At 46.9% G+C, this 22,465-nt stretch carries 29 protein-coding genes; 16 read left to right on the forward strand and 13 right to left on the reverse strand.

Annotation, left to right across the window (positions count from 1 at the left end):
* The first annotated feature begins 37 nt into the window (after window positions 1-37).
* The 9 genes from B3157_RS05295 to rpsT are packed head-to-tail and all read left to right on the forward strand — an operon-like array spanning window position 38 to window position 6,264.
* Window positions 38-229 (forward strand): hypothetical protein, encoded by a 192-nt coding sequence (locus B3157_RS05295; protein WP_258394188.1) that lies wholly within the window; start codon window positions 38-40, stop codon window positions 227-229.
* A complete protein-coding gene (locus tag B3157_RS05300) occupies window positions 226-1,008 on the forward strand; it encodes a class I SAM-dependent methyltransferase (RefSeq protein ID WP_214079007.1) in 783 nt (260 codons plus the stop codon). Before B3157_RS05295 ends, B3157_RS05300 begins: the two co-directional genes overlap by 4 nt.
* Window positions 1,005-1,925 carry a tRNA (adenosine(37)-N6)-dimethylallyltransferase MiaA gene (gene miaA, locus B3157_RS05305; RefSeq protein ID WP_292589390.1) on the forward strand — a complete coding sequence of 307 codons (921 nt, stop codon included), beginning with the start codon at window positions 1,005-1,007 and terminating at the stop codon, window positions 1,923-1,925. Before B3157_RS05300 ends, miaA begins: the two co-directional genes overlap by 4 nt.
* A complete protein-coding gene (gene hfq / locus B3157_RS05310) occupies window positions 1,918-2,160 on the forward strand; it encodes an RNA chaperone Hfq (RefSeq protein WP_099828549.1) in 243 nt (80 codons plus the stop codon). The genes miaA and hfq overlap by 8 nt, the downstream gene beginning before the upstream one ends.
* A gap of 7 nt (window positions 2,161-2,167) precedes the next feature.
* Window positions 2,168-3,415 carry a GTPase HflX gene (gene hflX / locus B3157_RS05315; RefSeq protein WP_292589435.1) on the forward strand — a complete coding sequence of 416 codons (1,248 nt, stop codon included), beginning with the start codon at window positions 2,168-2,170 and terminating at the stop codon, window positions 3,413-3,415.
* Window positions 3,412-4,425 (forward strand): hypothetical protein, encoded by a 1,014-nt coding sequence (locus B3157_RS05320; protein ID WP_292589395.1) that lies wholly within the window; start codon window positions 3,412-3,414, stop codon window positions 4,423-4,425. Before hflX ends, B3157_RS05320 begins: the two co-directional genes overlap by 4 nt.
* A 6-nt stretch (window positions 4,426-4,431) precedes the next feature.
* Complete coding sequence (locus B3157_RS05325; protein WP_102819378.1) at window positions 4,432-4,737, forward strand: hypothetical protein; 306 nt, start codon at window positions 4,432-4,434, stop codon at window positions 4,735-4,737.
* Window positions 4,738-4,759: 22 nt separating this feature from the next.
* The gene (gene metK / locus B3157_RS05330; protein WP_099828553.1) at window positions 4,760-5,941 is read left to right on the forward strand and encodes a methionine adenosyltransferase; all 1,182 of its coding nucleotides are present in this window, start codon (window positions 4,760-4,762) and stop codon (window positions 5,939-5,941) included.
* A 44-nt stretch (window positions 5,942-5,985) separates the two neighbouring features.
* Entirely contained in the window at window positions 5,986-6,264 is a 279-nt protein-coding gene (gene rpsT / locus B3157_RS05335) for a 30S ribosomal protein S20 (RefSeq protein ID WP_099828554.1), read from the forward strand.
* Between the two features lie 52 nt (window positions 6,265-6,316).
* Here the strand turns inward: rpsT and B3157_RS05340 are convergent, their stop codons facing one another.
* Both B3157_RS05340 and B3157_RS05345 read right to left on the reverse strand, forming a co-directional pair.
* Window positions 6,317-7,456 carry an ABC transporter ATP-binding protein gene (locus B3157_RS05340; protein WP_214079005.1) on the reverse strand — a complete coding sequence of 380 codons (1,140 nt, stop codon included), beginning with the start codon at window positions 7,454-7,456 and terminating at the stop codon, window positions 6,317-6,319.
* A gap of 12 nt (window positions 7,457-7,468) precedes the next feature.
* The gene (locus B3157_RS05345; RefSeq protein ID WP_102819380.1) at window positions 7,469-7,729 is read right to left on the reverse strand and encodes a type II toxin-antitoxin system Phd/YefM family antitoxin; all 261 of its coding nucleotides are present in this window, start codon (window positions 7,727-7,729) and stop codon (window positions 7,469-7,471) included.
* Between the two features lie 73 nt (window positions 7,730-7,802).
* On the opposite strand from B3157_RS05345, the gene B3157_RS05350 reads away from it, so the two are divergent.
* Genes B3157_RS05350 through B3157_RS05380 form a run of 7 tightly spaced genes read left to right on the forward strand, consistent with a single transcriptional unit; the run spans window position 7,803 to window position 12,761 of the window.
* On the forward strand, window positions 7,803-8,726 hold the full coding sequence (locus B3157_RS05350) for an RnfABCDGE type electron transport complex subunit D (RefSeq protein WP_292589402.1): 924 nt from the start codon (window positions 7,803-7,805) through the stop codon (window positions 8,724-8,726).
* Window positions 8,723-9,343: an FMN-binding protein gene (locus tag B3157_RS05355; RefSeq protein WP_292589404.1), complete on the forward strand. Its 621-nt coding sequence runs from the start codon at window positions 8,723-8,725 to the stop codon at window positions 9,341-9,343. Before B3157_RS05350 ends, B3157_RS05355 begins: the two co-directional genes overlap by 4 nt.
* Window positions 9,344-9,345: 2 nt before the next feature.
* Complete coding sequence (locus B3157_RS05360; RefSeq protein WP_292589406.1) at window positions 9,346-9,942, forward strand: NADH:ubiquinone reductase (Na(+)-transporting) subunit D; 597 nt, start codon at window positions 9,346-9,348, stop codon at window positions 9,940-9,942.
* 15 nt (window positions 9,943-9,957) lie between these two features.
* A complete protein-coding gene (locus tag B3157_RS05365; RefSeq protein ID WP_099828560.1) occupies window positions 9,958-10,551 on the forward strand; it encodes an NADH:ubiquinone reductase (Na(+)-transporting) subunit E in 594 nt (197 codons plus the stop codon).
* A gap of 13 nt (window positions 10,552-10,564) precedes the next feature.
* On the forward strand, window positions 10,565-11,665 hold the full coding sequence (locus B3157_RS05370) for an NADH:ubiquinone reductase (Na(+)-transporting) subunit F (RefSeq protein ID WP_349680366.1): 1,101 nt from the start codon (window positions 10,565-10,567) through the stop codon (window positions 11,663-11,665).
* A 16-nt stretch (window positions 11,666-11,681) separates the two neighbouring features.
* On the forward strand, window positions 11,682-12,140 hold the full coding sequence (locus B3157_RS05375) for a hypothetical protein (protein ID WP_102819384.1): 459 nt from the start codon (window positions 11,682-11,684) through the stop codon (window positions 12,138-12,140).
* A gap of 18 nt (window positions 12,141-12,158) precedes the next feature.
* Complete coding sequence (locus B3157_RS05380; RefSeq protein ID WP_292589410.1) at window positions 12,159-12,761, forward strand: hypothetical protein; 603 nt, start codon at window positions 12,159-12,161, stop codon at window positions 12,759-12,761.
* Here B3157_RS05380 and B3157_RS05385 read toward each other — a convergent pair.
* The 11 genes from B3157_RS05385 to gatA are packed head-to-tail and all read right to left on the reverse strand — an operon-like array spanning window position 12,745 to window position 21,663.
* Window positions 12,745-13,197, reverse strand: a complete 453-nt coding sequence (locus B3157_RS05385; RefSeq protein ID WP_099828563.1) for a DUF523 domain-containing protein — start codon at window positions 13,195-13,197, stop codon at window positions 12,745-12,747. The genes B3157_RS05380 and B3157_RS05385 overlap by 17 nt on opposite strands.
* Window positions 13,194-14,042, reverse strand: a complete 849-nt coding sequence (locus tag B3157_RS05390; RefSeq protein ID WP_102819385.1) for a M23 family metallopeptidase — start codon at window positions 14,040-14,042, stop codon at window positions 13,194-13,196. The genes B3157_RS05385 and B3157_RS05390 overlap by 4 nt, the downstream gene beginning before the upstream one ends.
* Window positions 14,039-14,470 carry a diacylglycerol kinase family protein gene (locus B3157_RS05395; protein WP_292589414.1) on the reverse strand — a complete coding sequence of 144 codons (432 nt, stop codon included), beginning with the start codon at window positions 14,468-14,470 and terminating at the stop codon, window positions 14,039-14,041. The genes B3157_RS05390 and B3157_RS05395 overlap by 4 nt, the downstream gene beginning before the upstream one ends.
* Window positions 14,467-15,078 (reverse strand): 2-oxoacid:acceptor oxidoreductase family protein, encoded by a 612-nt coding sequence (locus B3157_RS05400; protein ID WP_102819387.1) that lies wholly within the window; start codon window positions 15,076-15,078, stop codon window positions 14,467-14,469. The genes B3157_RS05395 and B3157_RS05400 overlap by 4 nt, the downstream gene beginning before the upstream one ends.
* Window positions 15,075-15,911, reverse strand: a complete 837-nt coding sequence (locus B3157_RS05405; RefSeq protein ID WP_292589416.1) for a 2-oxoacid:ferredoxin oxidoreductase subunit beta — start codon at window positions 15,909-15,911, stop codon at window positions 15,075-15,077. Before B3157_RS05405 ends, B3157_RS05400 begins: the two co-directional genes overlap by 4 nt.
* 13 nt (window positions 15,912-15,924) lie before the next feature.
* Window positions 15,925-16,428, reverse strand: a complete 504-nt coding sequence (locus tag B3157_RS05410; protein ID WP_292589418.1) for a deoxycytidylate deaminase — start codon at window positions 16,426-16,428, stop codon at window positions 15,925-15,927.
* The gene (locus B3157_RS05415) at window positions 16,428-16,877 is read right to left on the reverse strand and encodes a ferritin family protein (RefSeq protein ID WP_292589420.1); all 450 of its coding nucleotides are present in this window, start codon (window positions 16,875-16,877) and stop codon (window positions 16,428-16,430) included. Before B3157_RS05415 ends, B3157_RS05410 begins: the two co-directional genes overlap by 1 nt.
* On the reverse strand, window positions 16,861-18,000 hold the full coding sequence (gene hemW / locus B3157_RS05420; RefSeq protein WP_292589422.1) for a radical SAM family heme chaperone HemW: 1,140 nt from the start codon (window positions 17,998-18,000) through the stop codon (window positions 16,861-16,863). The genes B3157_RS05415 and hemW overlap by 17 nt, the downstream gene beginning before the upstream one ends.
* On the reverse strand, window positions 18,000-18,821 hold the full coding sequence (locus B3157_RS05425) for a hypothetical protein (protein WP_214078998.1): 822 nt from the start codon (window positions 18,819-18,821) through the stop codon (window positions 18,000-18,002). Before B3157_RS05425 ends, hemW begins: the two co-directional genes overlap by 1 nt.
* The gene (gatB, locus tag B3157_RS05430) at window positions 18,818-20,263 is read right to left on the reverse strand and encodes an Asp-tRNA(Asn)/Glu-tRNA(Gln) amidotransferase subunit GatB (protein ID WP_180977988.1); all 1,446 of its coding nucleotides are present in this window, start codon (window positions 20,261-20,263) and stop codon (window positions 18,818-18,820) included. Before gatB ends, B3157_RS05425 begins: the two co-directional genes overlap by 4 nt.
* Complete coding sequence (gene gatA, locus B3157_RS05435) at window positions 20,260-21,663, reverse strand: Asp-tRNA(Asn)/Glu-tRNA(Gln) amidotransferase subunit GatA (protein ID WP_292589425.1); 1,404 nt, start codon at window positions 21,661-21,663, stop codon at window positions 20,260-20,262. The genes gatB and gatA overlap by 4 nt, the downstream gene beginning before the upstream one ends.
* Between the last annotated feature and the right edge of the window lie 802 nt (window positions 21,664-22,465).

A 22,465-nucleotide genomic window follows, 5' to 3' on the forward strand; every position in this document is an offset into this window, starting at 1 on the left:
GGATAAGTCAAGATTCCCGCTCGGGTTGTTCTTGTTCATGGCTCTTCTCTTATCGCTCCTGGCGATAACGAATGTCAACGCTTACCTTAGCTACAAACAGGCTCAAAGAAGACTGGAGAATCTCCAGAAAGAGTATGATGCGCTCGAGAAAGAGATAAGAATTAAGGAATCTGAACTTGATCTGCTTAGAGAGTTGATTCCTGGCATCAACAATGGAGAAAACAGATGAGATTCGTGGTTACGACTTCGTACAAACCGACGAAAGAAGAGGTGTCTTCTGCGAGAGAGCTGGCCGAAGAACTGGGTGTCAAATATGTTTCAAGAAGCCGGCTTAAGCAATTTGAGAGCGAGCATTCGCTCGACTTCTACTATGTTTTCGATAAGAACGGCCAGTTAACCATTAGAAATAGGGAGACGGTTTTCTTCTTTCACCCCGGAATGTCAAAGGTAAGATTCAAGAACATGAGAATTCAGGACTCCGACTATTTGATCAAGAGCATGGATCTCTCCGGAAGTGAAACTGTGTTGGATACAACGTTCGGTCTCGGAAATGAAGCGCTTCTTATCGCGCACTATCTGCCTGAAGGCAAAGTGATAGGCCTGGAGGCGTCCGAACACATATACAGGATCGTTTCTCACGGTCTTCGCAACTACCCCTATGCAGATGAATGGTTAATAGAGGCTTCAAGAAGGATAGAGCTTCACAATAGAGATTTACGAGACTTTGTGAAAGGCTGTGAAGACAATGCCTACGATATAGTCTATTGTGATCCTATGTTTGACAGCCCGCAGATGAGGTCTCATTCGATTAACCCTCTAAGGCCATTTGCGATGTATGAAAGGATAAATAGATCGGACGTCGATGAAATGATCAGGATTTCATCAAAGAGGTTTATTATCAAAAGCAGAACACGAGACAGCCTCTTCGAAGAGCTCGATCTCGAGTTCGACAGGCTCTGGGGCAGCAAAAAGAGCGGAGTCCTGTACGGGGTTATTGATAAAGAATGATACCAATTCTCCTCGGACCGACCGCTGTGGGAAAGACATCGCTTCTTCTGGATTTGGCTCAGAGACTCCCGATAGAAATTGTATCCGTTGATTCGCGTCAGATCTACCGTTTCATGAATATCGGCACGGCCAAGCCGACCGAGAGTGAACAGGCCGTCCTTAAGCACTGGCTGATCGACATACGTGATCCCGATGAAGACTTTGATGTGATGGAGTTCAGAAACCTTGCTCTGGAAAGTGTTGCGGACATAACTGCTAGAGGGAAGATCCCGATTCTCGCCGGTGGAACTGGCCTTTACGCCGAGGTCCTTATGAAGGGTTTGGTGGACGTCCCTCCTAGAGATGAAACGGTGCGAGAGGCGCTTCTTCAGATAGAATCCGAAAACAAAGGATCGCTGAGGAAGATCCTTGAAAGAGTCGACAAGAATGCCTTTGAAAGATTCCACGAGAACGATCTCAAGAGAACTATAAGGTATCTTGAGGTTTTCTTCAAAACGGGAAGACCGCTAACTGAGTTGCAGAACGAGAGAGATCACAATCGTGAGTTTTTTCTTGTCATTCTTGAAAGGGATAGGAGCGAGCTCCATGCCAGAATAGAGAGTCGTCTACATGAGATGATTCGCGCAGGCCTTGCCGATGAGACCGAGAGCCTTCTGTCGAAAGGCTATGGGCCCGAGCTCAACGCATTTAAGACAATAGGTTACGCCGAAATGGTACAATATGTTAGGTGTGGTGTATCCCTTTCGGATACCATCGAGCGGATTCTTGTGAACACAAGAAGATACGCTCGTCGTCAGATTATGTGGTTTAGAAGATATTCAGAAGCTCTGAGAATTGACCTGTCCAGTCTGGAAGGTAAGGCTGCTCGGGTTTTAGAAAATGCGATTCTCTCAGTTTGGGGGGGTAAGAATGGCTGAAAAGTTCAATTTGCAGGATCGTTTCCTGAATCTTCTTAGGGTTAACAGGATCGAAGTGAAGATGTACCTCGAAGGGGGATTCCAGACGAAGGGTTTGGTCAAGTCGTTCGACAATTTCACGGTGCTGCTTGAGGACGGTCAGGAGCAGACTCTGGTCTACAAACATGCAATCAAGATGATGGTTCCCCAGAAGTACGTGAAATTGACGAATACTACTGGCAAGAAGGAGGACTGAAGCGAGCATAGACACTTTACTTGTCGCTGTTTTTTCGTCTGAAGAGCAGAATATCAAGTCAGAAATACTGGGCGAGCTTAACGAGCTCGCCCGGACTGCTGGGTACGAAATCGTTGAGACGGTGGTCCAGAACCTCGATTACCCAGATCCCCGTCACTATCTGGGCAAAGGCAAGGTGGATTTTGCGAGGAGAACACTGGAAGCTTTTGGTGCAGTCCTCATTATCACCCGTCATGAGCTGTCTCCATCTCAGGCAATGAACCTGGAGAAGCTTCTTGGAGTCCCCGTAATGGATAGGACGCAACTTATCCTGAAGATCTTTGGGGACCACGCATCGACCAAGGAAGGGAAACTCGAAGTTGAGATGGCCAGTCTTAAGTATCAGTTGCCGAGGCTGAAAGGCTTCGGAAGGATGCTTTCGCAGACTGGAGCGGGAATAGGAACAAGAGGGCCCGGAGAGAAGAAGCTTGAAACGGACAGGCGGCAGGCGCAGGACAGAATCTCTCGGCTTCGCAAAGACATAGAAGAGATGGGCAGGCAGAGAGAGATCTCGAGGAAGAAAAGACTCGTTTCGTCGATCCCACTGGTTTCCTTTGTAGGATATACGAATGTTGGGAAGTCATCGCTGGTATCTGAAATCAGCAGTGAAGACCTTCTTGTAGAGAACAAATTGTTCGCGACTCTTGATACTCGAGTCAGGAGAGCTAGACTACCTGCAGGAATGCAGGTTCTCATTTCAGATACCGTTGGATTCATTAGAGAACTGCCACACGAATTGATGGAGAGTTTCAGATCGACGTTAGATGAAGTCAAATACTCGGATCTCCTGGCTGTAGTTTCCGATGCCTCTGACATGGCAGTCAAAGAGAAATATGAAATCGTCGATCGTACCCTGCGGGATATCGGCGCCGGTGAAATCAAGAGGATCCATGTCTTGAATAAGATCGATCTATGCACGAATGAGAGACTTGCGGAGCTCGGGACGATCTTTCCAGAAGCCGTGATGGTTAGTGCTCTGAAGAGTTACAATATCGAAGGTATATTGAGCGAGATATCAACGGAGCTATACGGTAAGAGATTTCGGAGAAAACTTAGACTTAAACCTACCGAGTTTTCGAGCTTCATGAGGTTCAGGGGTTCGGTTGAAATTCTTTCTGAGAACTACGAAAAGGATCTTATTGAGGTTGAGTATGTGTCCTCCGATGAGATAAATAAAAGGCTCATTTCTTCTATTTGTGAGGAGGGAAGGAAATGAAGAGATTATTGTCGGTCACAGCGGTACTCTTATTAGTAGGTGTGCTGTTTTCTGCGACTTTGCTGTTTCCGCTGAAGAGGGCTCCAGAAGTAACAGGTTACTTTGGCGAGTATCGTGGCAACTCAAGAAATATCAATTATCCCGAGCACTTCCATATGGGAATGGATTACTCCACGGGAAGCATTGTTGGATTAGATCTCCTTTCTCCGGACAACTCGTATGTTCACCAGATATACATAAATCATCCCATATACGGGATCGGTATAGCTCTGATGCTTCCAGAGGTTACGAACATTCTCACAAACGAGAAAGGAATCAATGTCATATTCGCTCACGTTAACGAGATTGGAGACACTTCCTCTCTCACCGGAAGAAAACTCAACGATCTTTATCATCAATTGATCTCCGAGTTTGGAGATCAATATATCGAAGTAACCTTCGACCCGAGAGAGCTTCCGTTTAGAAAAAGCGATGTTGTTGCGAAATCCGGAAACAGTGGAAATGTGCCGCCTCATTTTCATCTTGAAGTAAGAGATTCAACTATGAAGACGATAATCAATCCTGGATTCTATTTTGACACAGGTAATCCGGCATCTGCGGTTGAGATTCTTGACATAAGGGCAGGCGGAAAGACCTATTCTTTCGCACAGGGAAAGCCAACGATCGAAATGACCCCCAGCACCCCTCTGGATCTCCATGCCAAGGTGCAGCTGAGGCATCCGGTCAGCCCGAAGACGATCGAGCTTTATGTTGAAAACAATCTCGTGTATCAGATTGACTTCGTTTCTTTCGATTTGGACGAAGCAGACAGGGTCCACGAAATATACTCTTCGCCATCGACAGAGTCTGACTACTGGTTTAACCTTAACTCCAGGATATCTCTCAGTTTGCTTCCGATAAACATCTGGGACGACATAGACTGGACGAATCCAAGAGATGCCAGGGTAGTAGTTCGTGATCACTGGGGCAACGAGGCTTCGAAGGACTTCAGAATAGTCATGAGGAGGTAGTTTCGGATGTTTTTCAAGAAGAAGCCGCGTGACATAAGCAAGAATCCGTTTTACGACAGCGGAAACACAATTGTCGTGCATTTTGAATGCAACAAGTGTGGGGAGAAGTTTAGAAGTCACTTGAGAAAGTACTACGATGTGAGCGTCAATTACGGAAAGGGAAAGGGAGCCTATAGACTGGATAAAGAATTTGTTGGCAGCAAGTGTCAGAACAAGATCCAGATCATTGCCGATTTCAGCAGAGCATTCAGGCCCTTGTCCTTCGAGATAATTGGTGGTAGATTCTTGTCCGAGGAAGAATATGGAGAATAGATTCAGTTTATAGGAGGCAGTCATGAAGACTTGGTTGTTCACCAGTGAAAGCGTTACCGAAGGCCATCCCGACAAAATGGCAGATCAGATTTCAGATTCGATACTCGATGCGATGTTGACTCAGGATGAAGATTCTAGAGTCGCGGTTGAGACTCTTCTGGCAACGGGCGTTGCAGTAGTTGCCGGAGAAGTAAGCACAAAGGCTTACGTAGATATTCCCAGGGTAGTAAGGGATACAATTCTCGATATCGGTTATAACAGGGCAAAGTTCGGCTTTGACGGAGAGACCTGTGCAGTTCTTACAAGTATCGATGAGCAGTCGCCGGATATTGCACTTGGAGTGAATAAGTCCTTTGAGGCGAAAAAGAATGATACAGATAGATATGCGCTTATCGGCGCGGGGGACCAGGGTATGATGTTCGGCTATGCAACGAATGAAACTGCCGAGATGATGCCGTTGCCGATAGTCCTTGCCCACAGGCTGGCCCGTAGGCTCAGCAAAGTGAGAAAGGATCAATCGGTTCGTGGTTTTAGACCTGACGGAAAGACCCAGGTCACAGTTAAGTATCAGGATGGCAAGCCCGTTGGCGTAACTGCGATAGTGGTATCGACCCAGCATGATCCTGACTTGACTGCAGAGGAGATCGAAAGACTCGTAGTTGACAACGTAATTGCTCCTGAAATAGACCACGAGCTACTTCTTGAAGGGGTGGAAATCTTCGTGAACCCGACGGGCAGATTCGTCAGGGGCGGTCCTTCTGCAGATACGGGATTGACTGGCAGGAAGATCATCGTCGATACTTACGGAGGCTGGACACCTCACGGTGGAGGGGCCTTCAGTGGAAAGGACCCCACGAAGGTAGATAGATCGGCTCATTACATGGCGAGATATGCTGCCAAGAATATCGTGGCAGCCGGCCTTGCGGATCGAGTCACTCTTCAGCTTGCCTATGCGATAGGTGTTGCTAAGCCCGTATCCTTCATGATCGATGCCCACGATACAGAGAAGGTCGACCTCGAGAAGCTCAGAAAGGCGGTCCTTAAGGTCTTTGATTTCAGACCTGCGGCAATAATCGATCGTCTCAACCTGAAGCGCCCTATCTACAGACAGACAGCTTCATACGGTCATTTTGGAAGGATCGACGTCGAGCTTCCTTGGGAAGAAACAAACGCCGTCGACCAATTGAAGAAAGCATTAGATTGATGATAGAATTAACGGGTAAATCTCGAAAGGAGGAGAAGTGATAAGTGCCTAATAATGCATCAGCAAAGAAGAGAGTAAAGCAGACGGCTAAGAGAACCGTAATGAACAGGGCCGTCAGGACAAAATTCAGAAATGCTTCCAAGAAGCTGTATAAGGCTATGGAACAGGGCGAAGATCCACAGTCCGTTTCTTCCATGCTTAGCGAAGTATATTCTACTCTCGACAAGGCGGCGAAGTCAGGAACTATTCATAAGAATACGGCTTCACGTAAAAAGGCAAGATTGACCGCCAGAGTCAAGACTTATGTCGAAGCGAGAGGTTAATTGAACCAAAAAATAAGAAAAGGTGGCCTAGGCCACCTTTTTTTCATGATAACTAAATGTTGACAGGGGTAGCGTCCTGGTGAGTACCGGCGAGGACGTTCTCCTCGGTTTCAGGATCAAACAGGTGCATCATAGACATATCGAAGACCAGATCCATTTTGTCGCCTGCAGACGCTCTGCTCTTCGGATCAACCTTTGCGACGATTTCGTCCCCGTGAATAGTGGCGTGGATTAGAGTTTCGCTTCCAAGGGGTTCGACAACATCTACATTGCCCTTCACCGTGAATTCGTCTTTTGGCGCAACCGCGTACATCTTGTCGTAGATGTCTTCCGGTCTTATACCGAAAGTCGTTTCTTTGCCGACAAGGTGCCCGAGCCTCTCGACCTTGTCTTCAGGAACGAGAAGCTTCATGTCTTCCTTTACTACCCAGACTTTTCCTCCTTCAGATACAAGCTTCGCGCTGATGAAGTTCATTGCGGGAGTGCCGATGAATCCAGCAACGAACTTGTTTCTCGGCTCGAAGTAGACTGAATAAGGATCGCCGATCTGCTGAATTATTCCGTCTTTCATAATTACGATCTTGTCGGCCATTGTCATTGCTTCAACCTGGTCATGAGTAACGTAGATAATCGTTGCTTGGAGGTTCTGGTGAAGCCTCTTCAGTTCGGCTCTCATCTGTACCCTCAGCTTCGCGTCAAGGTTGGAGAGAGGTTCGTCGAAGAGGAAGACTTTTGGGTTTCTAACAATCGCTCTCCCGACTGCGACCCTCTGTCTCTGACCACCGGAAAGCTGCTTTGGCTTTCTATCCAGCAACTGCTCTATCCCAAGAATACGTGCCGCTTCTGTTACCCTCTTCTCGATCTCCGGCTTTGGAGTCTTTCTCAACTTAAGTCCGAAAGCCATGTTTTCGTAAACAGACATGTGTGGATAAAGCGCGTAGTTCTGAAAGACCATGGCGATGTCTCTATCCTTAGGTTCGACATCGTTAACAACTCTTCCACCGATCTTGATTGTTCCTTCTGTAATCTCCTCAAGGCCCGCGATCATTCTGAGTGTCGTCGTCTTTCCACAGCCTGAGGGACCGAGTAGAACCAGAAACTCCTTGTCCTGTACTTCGAGATTCGCATCGAGAACGGCCTTGACTCCGTTCGGATAAGTCTTTGCTACCTTCTCGAGGATAACTTCTGCCATCTTGCACCTCCGTCAATCATCATCAACCTGAACGATAAGATCCTTTATCTGGACATCCATAGCTTCATCGCCAGCGTCCATTAAGTACAGATCGTAAACCCGTTCGAGAAATCTGCTGAGGAGTACGTACTTGTCATAGTCCATCATAACTGCCTTTGGAAGCCCGTTTTTTGTTATAATTATATCGGCCTTCTCACAATCGTCAACAACCTTTGAAAAGTGAGCTTTTGCTTCGGCCAGAGAATAAAATGAGAGCTCGTGTAATTTTGACAAGAGAACCACCTCGGGACCATTATACAGTATGACCACAATTATAGTCAAGCTTTTGTTTTCGGAGGTGCCAGAGATGGCGAAAAAGTTCTTCCAGAAACAGCCGATGATGAGAAAGGTTATCTATGCTCTACTTCCAATCTTGGTATTCTCCGTTGGAAATTTCGGCTGGGTAGTCTTCTCCACGGTTCTGCTTTCAGTTCTGGTTTCAGTCCTATGCGAATGGCTCTTTGAAAGGAAAAAGGGAAAATCGGTGAGCGAGGCTTCTATAGTCACCGGTATTTTGATGGGTCTGGTACTTCCTCCTGCAGTACCGCTCTGGATCGTCATAGTTGCCAGTTCTTTTGCAATTGTTTTTGCGAAAATGGCATTCGGGGGCTTTGCCAAAAACCTGTACAATCCGGCTCTTGTTGGCAGGGCGTTTGTCTACGTGAGTTTTCCGGCTGCAGTTCAGCAGAGCTGGACGCCGGCCGTCCAGTCATGGGGACAGGGCTTCAGTAGATGGATCAGCTCCGACGTTATTACTATGGCCACCCCTATGAATGTCATCAGGAGCGGAGAAGAGGTTAGCGCATGGAAAATGATCTTCGGGAACATCTCCGGCACTGCGGGAGAGACTGCGAAGTGGCTGATTGCTGCGGCGGCCGTTTACCTTATACTAACCAAGACCGCATCGTGGAAGATCATAGTCTCCACTCTCGTTTCGGCCTTCGCGATGTCGGGAATACTCTTCTTATTCGGACTTTCAAGCATAAACCCGGTCCACTCAATAATCGGGGGTAGCATTCTGTTCGGAGCTGTGTTCATGGCAACTGATCCTATCAGTGCTCCTAAGAAGGATACAGCAAAGTGGATATACGGAGTTATTATCGGGTCTCTAGCCATAGTAATCGGCACATTCTCACTTTTTGGTGCCGGTCTGATGTTTGCGGTGCTTATCGCAAATACATTCGCATCTCTTCTTGACTATCTGGTGACCCCAAAGAAGGTGAAAGCATGAGTGAAAAGCTTTACTCTGTAGTATTCACTTTCATTCTTACAACCGTATTTGTTATCTGTCTTGCAGGAATCAACGCAATTGCTTCAGGCACTATTGAAAGGAACGAACAGCTTGAATTTCGTCGTTCTTTGATCTATGTTTTCAATATTGTAGAGGATGCGCGTTCTCTGCCGAGTGAAGAAGTGCAAAAACTCTATCTGGATAGAATACAGGAGATCGACGGTGAGCAGACCGTCTACATTGCTGATAATGAAGGAAAGAGAGAAATCGCATTTACAGTTCAAAGCGCAGGTCTATGGGGAACTATAACGGCCCTTGTCGCAGTTGATGAGAGTGGTTCTAGAATAGTTGGGATTGATTTTGTGAACCACTCAGAGACCCCAGGACTGGGCGGGAGAATCGACGAAACAGCTTTCAAGGAACAGTTCAGGGGAGAACGGATATCATCGAGTTCTTCTGCCCGAATCGCCGTAGTGTCTGGACAGGATACTGGTTCGAAAGACGACTCAAAGGTAGATGCGATTACTGGAGCAACAAGGACTTCGGAGTCGATTCAAACTCTGCTTAATAAGGCAATCAACGATGTATTTCCTGCAGTTCTTGAGGCGGTGAATTAGAAATGGCTGAATCAAAGAAGTCGGTTTTTCTTACAAATATCTGGAAAGACAACCCCGTCATTGTTCAGATATTGGGAATCTGCTCGGCTCTGGCTGTAACAAACAACCTCACAAACACTCTAATAATGGGCATCGGCCTTATCTTCACCACCGCTTTCTCCTCGTTTACAATCTCGGCTTTGAGAAGGCATATCCCAAAGAACGTCCGTATGATGGTGCAGGTTCTGATAATAGCCACCTACGTCATAATTCTCGATATTGTCTTGAAGGCCTATTTGCCTTCTATAAGCAAAGCACTTGGCCCTTATGTGGGCCTTATAATAACCAACTGCATTATCATGGGTCGTGCAGAGGCTTTCGCACAGTCGCATGGGCCTGTGCTCTCTTTCATAGATGGAATCTCTGCGGGAATAGGTTATTCGTTGATCCTGCTTGCCGTGGCTTTTGTGAGAGAACTGCTAGGCTTCGGTACTCTGTTCGGATTGAGAGTCATGCCTGAAGGCTTCACTCCATGGGTAATAATGATAATGGCACCCAGTGCCTTCTTCATATTGGGTGCGATAATCTGGATCGCAAGGACTCCGATCGTGAAGAAGTGAGGGGGGGAGATGTAGATGGGAGTTCCGCTTAATCCTTTTGTGATAATGATCGCTGCAGCTCTTACTAGCAACATGGTTCTTAGCAACTTTCTGGGGATGTGCTCGTTCATTTCGGTATCGAAGGACATAAAGACGGCCAATGGTCTTGGCATGGCGGTAACCTTTGTTCTTACCTTGACATCTGTGCTCAATTACATAGTGTATTACTACATTCTTGTCCCGCTGAATTTAGTCTATCTAAGGTACATAGTGTTCATTATTGTCATTGCCGCATTCGTTCAGTTTCTGGAGATGGTCATAGACAGATTCTCTCCAACACTCTACATGAATCTCGGGATCTTTCTGCCTTTAATTACAGTGAATTGTGCGATCCTTGGGGGCGTACTGTTCATGATTATCAGAGAGTACAGCCTGATTCAGTCGTTATTCTTCGGTTTCGGCTCTGGAGCCGGCTGGTGGCTTGCGATAGTTGCTCTGTCTGCAATGCGAATGAGACTTAGAGAGAAGGACCTGCCTCCTCAGTTGGTGGGCCCGGGAATAACAATGATTATAATCGGCATTATGGCCCTGGCCTTTATGGGTTTCTCGGGCATGCTGCCCGTCCAGTAAGGTGGTGTTTGGTTTGCAGATAATCGTCACGGCTCTGGTCGTTGGAGGGATCTCCGCAGTACTCGCTGCCGTTCTTACAATTGCAGACGCTCTTGTGAACAATTATGGAGAAGTAAGTATCACTATCAACGACTCGAAGAGTCACAAGGTCAAGGGCGGATCTACTCTTCTTTCGACTCTTGCTGGAGAAAAGATCTTCATTCCATCTGCCTGTGGGGGAAAGGGCAGCTGCGGTCTCTGTAAGGTTAAAGTGAAGACGGACATTGGGCCTATACTTCCCACTGAACTTCCTTATCTTTCGCCTAAGGAGAAGAAGGACAATGTGAGGCTTTCGTGCCAGATCAAAGTTAAGGGTGATATGTCAATCGAGATTCCCGAAGAGTTGTTCAACATTCGCGAATATGTGGCGACAGTCTCTTCTATAGAAGACGTTACTCACGACATTAAGGAAGTCTTTTTCAGTATTCAAGATGAGATAAGTTTCAGAGCTGGTCAGTACGTCCAGCTGGTTGTCCCTGCCTATGGGGATATAAGAGAAGAGACCATGAGAGCCTACTCGATGTCCTCCCAGCCGTCCGTGAAGAATGGAGTGGAACTCCTTATAAGACTGGTTCCAAATGGAATTGTAACCACTTACGTCCACAAACTGCTCAATGTGGGTGACAGGATTAAAATCCTCGGACCATTCGGAGATTTCTTTCTAAGAGATACCGATTCAGATATAATATTCATTGCCGGCGGTTCTGGAATGGCTCCGATCAAGTCAATCTTGTTGGATATGATGGAAAAGGGAGTTGAGAGAAAGGCGTATTATTTCTTTGGAGCAAGAAGTAAGAGGGATCTTTTCTACCTTGAGGAGATGAAGGAAATCGAAAGCAAGATGCCAAATTTTCACTTCATTCCTGCGCTGTCCGATCCGCAGCAGGAAGACAACTGGCAAGGCGAGATAGGTCTCATTACTGATGTTGTCGACAGATATCTTTCCGAACAGGGTGATGATGTTGCAAGAGAAGGGTATCTCTGCGGCAGTCCCGGAATGATAAACGCCTGCATAGATGTTTTGACGAAGCACAAAATCACTGAAGAAAAGATCTACTTCGACAAATTTGGATAGTTTTGGAGGTGAGACTGTGAAACAGACTCCGGACTTCGATAAGATCCAGGAAAATATGAGAGCCGGCAGTATTACCGGCCCGGGTTTTCTTGGTCACGACGAAAGAAATCTGGTAGATATTATTAGTGAGGATCAGGCGAAGGTAAAGGAACTGGGTTTGACAAACGAGATAATCGCGAACAAACTGGAAATGTTTATGAAGCAAGGCGAGAGAGGATTCGGTTCGCCTGTAAAGGTCGATGACCGATTCGTTGTAATCGTTGAGGAGAGCCGCGGCTACATACCCTGTCCCTTTCGTCACGGTCATCTTTCAAAGAAAGCCAACATCAATGTCAGGAACATAGCTCGAAAGGAAGAAGTCGACTACTCACCTATTTCAATCCATCTGATTAGAGAACATGGCTTTTATCAAGGGAAGGGGTCGCCTTACAGGCTTGATCCAGCAAAGGTAGCAAGGATTCTAGAACTTATCTGAATGATGGGAGCAGTGAAAGTGAAAGGCGCTAAGGTGAAGCGTTATGGAAACAGGGCGTTGTTCACAGTCGCCTTTGTGTTGGGACTGATTGCATTTGCTTCTTACTACGCATTTGGTCACAGAAAAGATGTTGTTGTGCCCAAAGATGAGATTATGCTTGACGATCTTGTTTTCAATCGAAGTATCTTCACTTTTCTCGGTGAAGCGCCATTTCCGCCAGATCAGGGACTTGCGAATGGGGTTTCCGTTAAGCAGGAAAGCGGAGAAAGCATCAGAGTGTTCTACCCTCCGTATGACAACTCGGTGCGCTGCCTGCAACTGGATCTCAGTTCAAGAGTGATAAACGTCTATGTCTGGAAAATGGAATCTGTTGAAGCTGCAAAAGACAGATGGGAGACGCTCTTCCTTGTAGAAGGATCGGTTCTGACTAGAGATTTAGGAAGGATTAAGAAGTCAGATTACTACTACGCCAAAATAGTTAGGTTCGGAGGTAAAGATCAGTCCTTGCTATGGCAAAAAGGTAGATGGGTTATCCTTGCGAAGAGTCCGGGTTTTACGCTCGACGAGAAGGAAGAGATGCAGATTCTTACGGAGTTGTTTGATCCTAGTATAAGAAGCTAGTTTCTTCCTCGGAATAGACTTCGATGCCGTTCTTCATGAGCAGTTCTGCCGTTATTCCCATTCCGTCAATCATCACTCCGCTGAAGGTTCCGTCGTAGATACCTCTACAACCACAAGAAGGACTTCTCGATTTCAGAACTGCAATACTTGAACCTGAGAGTTTTGCAATCTTCAGAACCTCTTCGGCCCCCTTCTCATAGTTGCTCGTGACATCGTTTCCAAACTGATCTAGGACTATCTTGCTTGCCAGCCAGTCCTTTGAGGTAGTAACCTCCGCACGAGGCCTAGGCGTGGGGAGCCCGCCAAGCTGCTCGGGGCACACAGGCAAAAAAACAAACCTGTCGACTAGCTCTAGAAGCTTGAAAGACAGGTTGTTATCTCCGCGATAGGTGCAATTGACTCCGATCAGGCACGCACTAACCAGTATCTTTGTCATTTACCACCGGCAGCGGTGCCGTCATCCTCTCTTCTAATGACGTACATAAGGTCACGAGTTGGAAGCATAGACAACGGGTTCATCGTATTTGACTTGGGGTCCCTCACTTCAAAGTGGACATGTGGGCCCGTCGAGACACCCGTACTTCCTACTCGGCCTATCAACGAGCCGGCGTCAACTCTCTGGCCGACATAGACGCTTATCTTGCTCATATGACCATATCGGGTAAGATATCCATTGTCATGCTGAATTTCGACCATATTCCCATATCCGCCGTTCGGTCCAGCGAAAACAACAGTTCCTCTAGAACCTGAAAATATCGGCGTTCCTTCCGGAGCCGCAATGTCAAGCCCCGAATGGAATGAGGGCTGCCCGCTTACAGGATGTGTTCTCCAACCGTAATCAGAAGATATTACTCCATAAATGGGCCATCTGAAAGGGGTGCTCTGAGGAATGTACTGATACAGGTTGACCAAAGACATGGGAATAAAAACTCTTTGACCGGGATTGATTACAGAATCCGGCCTGAGATTATTTGCTGCTATCAATTCATCGACAGGAGAGAAAAACAACTTTGCGATGTAATCGAAGGTGTCACCAGACTGAACCTCGTAGATCAAACCGTCCGGTTGGGGTATCTTAAGCGTGTCCCCTGCTTTAATGCTGTTTGCACTTTTGATATTGTTGAAGTCAATAATAGTTGAGATGCTTACACTCAGATCTCTCGAAATAGTATGAATCGAGTCTCCCGGCCTAACCACGTATGTAACGAGGAAATACGCGAAACTGCGAGTCATTAATAGCAAAGACGATAATAGGAATAACAGAATGACCCGACGGTTCATTCCCTGCCACCTCCAAATAGCCCCAAAGAAAAGAAGACAACCAGAATTATTATACCAAAAAGCAGTCCAACGGCAAAATGCAGATCGAAAATTGATTGTAAAATAATTGATAACCCAATCAAAACAGATACCGCGCTCCCGAGTAGAACGACAGCAGCTGCTGTATCCTTGAGTATACGCACTCTTTCATCATAGTAGGGCCTCAATATGTCTGCTATCTTCTCCACCAGGGTATTGATTCCTTCGAGAAGCAGAACCATAAACGTACAGAAGAGAAGCCAGTAATAATCACCCTTGTCCAGTCCGATCAGTGCGCCGACAGTCAAGATCACTGCTCCGATTACAAGCTGGATTCTGAAGTTTCTCTCTCTCAGAAGGTGCTTGATTCCATTTGTTGCGTTGCCAAGACTCCTGATAAACTTCTTCATTCAAATCCCCGGCCGACAGAATCGATTCTTTCTCTTCTAATACTATACGATTTCTCTATTAGTGAGTAACCGAAATCAATCGCCTGGGAATTCATCTCTACGTACTTTGGTTTTATGTGTTTTGCCATGGCATCTTTCAACGACTGAGTTGTGACGAAGTTTCCTGCTCTGGCAATCAACCCTAGACCGACCATATTGGCCGGCAGAGTACTTCCAAACTTGTTCTCAGTGAGCTCTGTCACTGGCTTCGATATGATCTTTCTCGTCATTCTGATTCCTTCTTTTGGAATAGACTTGACGAGAGTGGAGTCGACAATAAGGACGCCGTTCATGTGAATGAGAGGGGCATGAGCATTTACAGCGGTTTGGTGCATAGAGTAAATCAGTTCAAAGGAATGAGCCTTGGGGTAATCTATGGGCTCAGTGTTGAAGAGAACATCGCAGTAAGAGAGTCCTCCTCTCACCTGGGCTCCGAAAGACTGGGTCTGCACTACCCAACTTCCCTGTATCAAAAGGGCCTCTGCGAGAATTATCCCCATCAAAACATTTCCCTGGCCTCCAACACCGGAAATCCTTACCGAATGAGGCTGAGAGAATGCGTGCTTCATGCTTTCTCACCTCTCTCCGCTGCGATTATCTGCTTGCTCTTTGCCTTGTATCTGTCGCTGTATGTTTCCGCTTCTATATTCACAAACTCACCTGCAACGATCTTATCTTTCAGCTCTTCGGGAGTCATTGTTTTTGATTTGGCTATTTGAACTGTGTTTTTCTTGAAGTATGCAAGCATGTCTTCGGGTTTCGACATTGCGTTGTACCTGCCATAGTACGTATGGCAGTTGGTCATGATCTCTACTATCCCCATGCCTCTATGGTTGAGGGCCTTCTGAATGAACTGAACCATTTGAGCATAGTGAAATACTGTCGTTCTGGCAACATACGTTGCGCCTGAAGAGACTGCCAGGTTAACTATGTCAAACGAGTTTTCAACGTTTCCATATGGCGAGGTCGAAGCTATCTTCTCGTAAGGAGTAGTAGGAGAGTATTGCCCACCGGTCATACCGTAGATATTGTTGTTGAATATTATTGCAGTGAGATCCATGTTTCTCCTGCAGGCATGAATGAAGTGATTCCCTCCTATGGCGACCATATCACCGTCTCCACCCATAACTACCACATTGAATTCCGGTCGGGCAAGCTTCACTCCTGTAGCGAATGCTACTGCTCTTCCATGAAGAGTGTGCATCGTATTGAAGTTCAGGTAGCCCGTAACCCTTGAAGAACATCCGATTCCCGAGACGACGGCGACTCTGTCGGGATCAAGTTCTTCCTTATCGACAGCTTCTATGAAAGCCTTCATAATAACGCCGTTTCCGCAACCCGGGCACCAAACATGAGGCATCCTGTCCTGCCTTAAGTACTTCATTAACCTTGCGATAGCCATGATTTCCTCCCATTCACTTTGTGAAATGCGTCATTGTGACACCTGTTTTTTCGAACATAAACTCAGTAAGTGGATCCGGGTAACCTTCGGAGAACACAACCTTTATTATCCCCGCATTGATTATTAGTCTGGCGCAGATGGAGCAAGGGCGATGAGTAACGTATATGGTGGATCCATTAGTCGAGATTCCGAATTTCGCCGCTTGAGACAGTGCGTTTTGTTCAGCATGAGCGGCGTAACATATCTCCTGATTCTGGCCGGAAGGTATTCCCAGAGCATCCCTTATGCACTCTATCTCATCGCAATGAGGGAAACCCGAAGGCGGTTGATTATAGCCGGTCGAAAGAATCCTATTCTCCCTCACTATTAGAGCGCCCACTTTTCTATGATGGCAGCTGGATCGCTCTCTAACCTGGTACGCGAGTCTCATGAAGTAAGAGTCCCAGCTTTCGGTCTCATTACGGCGTTCGTGAATAGAGAACCTCTTCAGATAGTCGGAAAGCTCTTCTGCGGTCATTATCTCAGTCCTTCCAGAAGTTCAACATGGTTCTTCTCTTCGCTGATTACCTTTTCGAGAGCTTCGACAGTATCGGCCTTTGAGTTCTTCAAAAGACTCTCGTAGAACGCTATGCTTTTCTTTTCCACTTCTATTGCATGTTCAATAGCCTTTTTATAGTCTGAGCGGCTCATCGCGTCCTTCAATTCGTCAGAAAACACACTTGCCTCGGTTAAGGCCGCCATGTACTGACGTGCATCGTCCCAGTTTATAAGTTCTATGGCCTCCTCTTCAAATCTCCTGAGAAGAGTTCGAAAGGTATCGGCGTGACTTCTTTCCTGAGAAGAGAGGAACCTAAAGACCGGGCCCTGCCGGTCGTTATGCGCGCTCTCCGCCAGTTCTCTGTAAAAGTTCTCTCCTTCAGTTTCGATTCTTAATGCAACCTCGAGTACTTCATGTGGAGAAAGCAATCTCGATCTCCTCCTTTATATCCAGGAGCTGCTGTAACACTCTTCTGGAGACATCCATCCCGGAGTCGTTCAACTTAATTGTACCTTCGTCAGATGAGATATAATCTCCAAGACGGGTTTTTATCTTTGAAATCAGGAGAAAAAGAAGCTCCCGGGAATACACCAGATCAGACAGATCCACTCCTTCTGCCAACCTCAGTCCCATAAAGAGAGTTTCAAACAACTCCTGAACAGCATCGTTTTCTGCGAACTCGGCGATCGGTTTTATCTTCTGGTTGACCAAACTGCTGTAAAGTTGAAGGTCCTCGGTATTGACATATCTCTTGCGATCCAGATGACCGCCGGCAGAAACTCCGAAACCAAGATACTCCTCATTTCGCCAGTACTTCAGATTATGAAGACATTCACTACCATCTTTTGCCCAGGATGATATCTCATATCTCTTGTATCCCATACTGGCCAAAGATTCAAGAACCATGTCGTGAAGTTCTGCAATTGCTTCGGAATCGGGCAACTCAATGATAGCATCATGTACCCGCCTCATCAATTCAGTTTCGTGATCTGAATCAAAGATATAGTATGAGATGTGATCGGGGGAAACCTCTTTGATCAGCTCTAAATTGGCAATCACGTTTTCTCTGTTTTCACCGGGTAACCCGAGAATGAAATCGAGATTCAGATTATCGAAAGTATCTCTGCTCAAGAACAACCTGCCCATAAGATCGGCGGGAACGGGTCTATCGCAACGCTCCAATATACTCCGCTCGGATGACTGGACTCCCACTGAAAGCCTGGTGAAGCCAATAGATCTCCACGCCAGGAGATGCTCTTTATCGAGCTCCCACGGGTTGGCCTCTATGGTAGCCTCAGACACATCTGTACCCAATGAAAGATTGATATGCGATACGATTTCCTCCATTAGGTCAATAGGATACAGTGAAGGTGATCCGCCTCCGAAGTACAAGGTATCGACGATTCCCGGGACCTCATACATCTCGATCTCCTTCTTCAACGAATCATGATAGGCCTCGACCGATTCCCTGTCGAATTGGATTGTGCAGAAATCGCAATAAGAGCATTTTCTAGCACAGAAAGGAATATGCACATACGCTCCCACACCCATCAGAATACAAGCCTCATGAAAATCCCGTTAAGGTTGAAGTTTGTGACTGAGATACCTGCAAAGACCGAATCGTCGCTCCCAAGCTTCGAGATAAGCATCTGTGCATCGATCCCTCGCATGCTTACCATGACTGTCGGCGAAAGCATTAGTCTCAGGTCGCCGGCCGGGACTATGAAATTCCCGGCGAAAGCCACGCCGAGATCGAAGGAAAGATAGTTCATCCCTATCCCTATACCGTAACCGACCTCTCCGAGCGAGTCGTTAGTCTTGAGATCCACAGTGGCGACAACGTTACTCTCTGCATTCTTTATCCTTAGGCTTCGCTCATATTCCTTTGCATAAAGATATAAACCTATATCGTTGAACGAAAAGGAGTCCTCCCCATGGAGGAATACGCTGAGGCCTCCATTGAGTTGACCCAGCGGCAGACGCACCCAGTTCCTCGCCAGATACTTCATCTTGCCCACCGTTGAAAGCTCGAGTTCAAGAGTAGTGTGAGAAAAGATGGGGATCTGATTTGTGTTGGTGACGTACCTTACACCCATGAAAAGCCCCTCGTTGCTGGCAAGCAGCGATCCTCTGAAAAGGCCGTCTTTGGTCTTCAGCTTAAGAAATCCGGTGGAGTATTCCTCCCAGGTGTCCACATAAGTTACCCCAACGTAGGGGATTCCCGAGGCCAAAGCTAGTGTCAGATAAATATCTTCATATGCCCGTATGTCCGCGGAAACGCTCCACCCAGCATTGTTCAGCTTGATCTGAATTTCGGAGAAGATCAGAACTCCCAGAAAAACAACTATGAACAGACAAAGTCTCTTCTTCAATCTCTAAGCAGCCTCCTTGCGATTTCATTTGCCTTGGACGGGTTTGCCTTTCCTTTGGTCGCTTTCATGACCGCTCCCACGAAGTATCCAAGGACTCCCTCCTTACCGTCTCTAAACTGCTGAACGGCTGCAGGGTTGTCATTCATGGCCTTTCGAACTGCATCTTCGATCACGGTGTCATCGTCTATCTGTTGAAGTCCCTTTTCTCTAACCAATTGAGTCGGTGACTTGCCGTTCTCCACGATCACTGGAAAAATGTCTTTTGCTATCTTGTTTGAGATCTTGCCCTGCTCAATTAGATCGAAAAGCTCCTTGAAGTTCTCCGGACTTACCTTCACCTCTTCCAGGGAAAGTTGCCTATCGTTCATAAGCCTCATAACCTCTCCCATAATCCAGTTTGAACTCTCTTTGGGCTTTCCGGTGGCCTGCGCAACCTCTTCAAAATAAGAAGAGATTTCACTATCTGAAGCAAGAACGGAGGCGTCATAGCCGGGAAGCGAGTATTGCTCCATGAATCTCTCTACTTTCTCCCACGGAAGCTCCGGAAGACTTCTCTCAATTCTCTCTATAAGATCATCGCTGATTATAAGCTCTGGGAGATCAGGTTCGGGGAAATAACGGTAATCGTTCTCTTCCTCCTTTGATCTCATAGAATATGTTTCCTTTGAAGAGAAATTCCAGGACCTGGTTTCTTTTGCGACATCTACTCCTGAAGCCAATGCCTTGGAAATCCTCTCCTGTTCAAATTCCAGTGCCTTCTCAACGAACTTGAAAGAGTTGATGTTCTTGATTTCTACCCTGTTGGAGCTCCTCCCACTCTCGTCAACCATCGAGATGTTTGCATCGCAGCGCAATGCGCCCTTCTCCATGTCTCCAGAACAGACACCCAGGGCCCTTAGCGTATCTCTGAGGAGTTCCATGAAGATGCGGGCCTCGACCGGACTCTTTAGATCTGGTTCTGTAACAATTTCAATTAGCGGAACCCCGCACCTATTTAGATCCAGATGACTTCCCGACGATCCGGTTATTGATTCCGTTCCCTGATGAACCATCTTGCCCGCGTCTTCTTCTATGTGAATCCTGCGGATCCTAATACTTCGCTTCTCTTCGCCGTTTACGAGATACAGGTAACCGTTCTCGGCTATCGGGAAAAAGTATTGAGTAATCTGATAACCCTTCGGCAGATCCGGGTAAAAGTAATTCTTTCTGTCAAAGACCGACCGCCTGTTGATGGTGCAGTTCATAGCAATTCCGGCCATTACGGCGAACTCGACTACCCGTTCGTTTAACACCGGTAAAGTGCCGGGTTGACCTGTGCAGACAGGGCAAATAACAGTATTCGGTTCAAGATCGAAAACATCGGCCCGACAACTACAGAATGCTTTGGTCTCGGTTTTGAGCTGAGCATGGATTTCCAGCCCGATCACAGTCTTATACATTATTTCGCCCACCTTTCAGGGATCTTCGCCAGTCCGTTTTCATAAGAGGGAGAGAGATCCTCAATCCCCCCGGCAGCATTCAGTAGCGAGACATCACTGAACCTCTTCCCGGTGAGAAGCAGACCGACAGGCAAACCGTCAACCAGGCCTGTAGGAACTGAGATCGACGGAAGCCCTGCTACATTTGCAGGTATAGTATATATATCCATAAGATAGTAGGCGAGGGGATCGGTTATCTCGCCAAGTCTCGGAGCAATGACTGGCGAAGAGGGATTTACAATGTAATCATATTCATTGAGTACTCGGTTGAGTTCACCGGCCATGATCCTTCTTGTTTTCAACGCTTTTCTGTAGTACGCGTCATAATAGGTAGCGCTGAGAGTGAAAGTTCCAAGAAGAATCCTCCTTTTCACTTCTTCTCCGAAACCGCTGTCTCTGTTCTTGTTTATGAGAGTTTCATAGTCTTCTGCGGGACTTCTCGACCCAAATCTGATTCCGTCATAACGGGCGAGATTCGAGCTTGCCTCGGCCGGAGCGATCAAGTAATATGTGGCGACAGCATACTCGACACTAGGAATCGAAATCTCCTCTACTTTCGCACCGGCGCTCCTCATAGCTTCCATCATTGACAGGAATCTCTCTTTGACTCCCGAATCCAAACCCGGGTAGTTAAGCATCTCTGAAGGTGCAGCAAACTTCAGCCCCTTAATATCGCTTTCAATAGAGACATTGAAGTCTAGATTCCTCCTTAGAGTATTTGAATCCTTCGGATCGTGGCCTGCGATCATCGCCATCACTTCTGCGGCGTCTTGTGCACAGCGCGTCAATGGCCCGATCTGATCCAGCGATGAGGCAAATGCAACCAATCCGTATCTCGACACAAGGCCATAAGTCGGTTTAAAACCAACGATTCCGCACATGGAAGCCGGCTGTCTTACCGACCCTCCGGTATCACTTCCCAATGCAAATGGGGCAAGACCCGCAGCAACTGCTGCTGCGCTTCCACCACTGCTGCCTCCAGGAATTCGGTCGAGATCCCAGGGATTTCTGGAAGGTCCAAACGCGGAGTTCTCAGTTGAGGAACCCATTGCGAATTCATCCATATTGGTCTTGCCGAGTATTATTCCGCCTTTATTGTTCAGCTTGCTGGTAACAGTGGCATCATAAGGAGACTCATAGTTTTCGAGTATTCTACTCGCACAGGTTGTTCGAGTCCCTAGCGCCAGAATATTATCCTTTAGAGCATAAGGAAACCCTTCCTTTTGCGAATCGGAAGGGTTGCTCACCTGAAGAAATGCATTCAGTTTGTCGTTGTATCTATCAATTCTCTCTCTATAAAACTCAAAAGAACCTCTTAAGGACATGATCTCTGAAAGTCTTAGATTCAGGGGATTCTTCGTCACGAAAGCCACCTCCAGATATTCAGGACAATTCTAACATTTTCAGAGCACTTCTAACAGCAGAAAACGACCGAAATTGATTAAAAGGCCCATTTATGAATCTAATGCCCTCTGCCATGGTGAGACTTTAGCAGCCACAAAATGTTCGCAAGGTTGTGGTTGGACTGTATGAGACAAATAAAAGAGAAGCCCTTCGTTCAGAGCGAGGAACTTTTATTCGTCCTATGATGCGCCGTACGCTGAAAGATCAGTTGCAAGTTCTCAGTTCCAAGTTGCAAGCTGTTGAGCAAAAACATAGCATCCCGTCATGCTGAACTTGTTTCAAAATACTGCTCTCAAGGCTTTTCGAACCTGCAACCACCTACCTGCAACCTCGGTACTTCAAGACCGTTGACGGACAACGTTGTCTTCGTCAGCGACCAGCGGGTTCACCGCTTTTGAGCGTACAGCGGTTCTTACATTCGAGATCCCGATCAGTTTCATATCCGGATGACAGTCCTTGACGTCATCCTGAAGTGCTCCTGTTCAGGATCTGGGCTTGGGTCTCAGCGAAGGACGGTTCTCCACTTGTAACTGATCTTAGATCGAGATTCTGAATCAGGTTCAGACGAGATGTGCTTGACCAAGAACGAAGAACCTGGACGCGAAGCGTCGGAACGAAGAACCGTTCTTCACGAAGGACGGTTCTTCAAAGCCATCAGCGGGTTCATGTTCATAAGCGCACAGCGGTTCTTAGGGCGAGAACCTGCCGCGGACGAGTGAGCAAAGGGGCTTCAAAGAGCTTGCACACTCCCCACCGCAAGCG

The sequence above is a fragment of the Mesotoga sp. UBA5557 genome, assembly GCF_002425715.1.
Taxonomy (GTDB): domain Bacteria; phylum Thermotogota; class Thermotogae; order Petrotogales; family Kosmotogaceae; genus Mesotoga.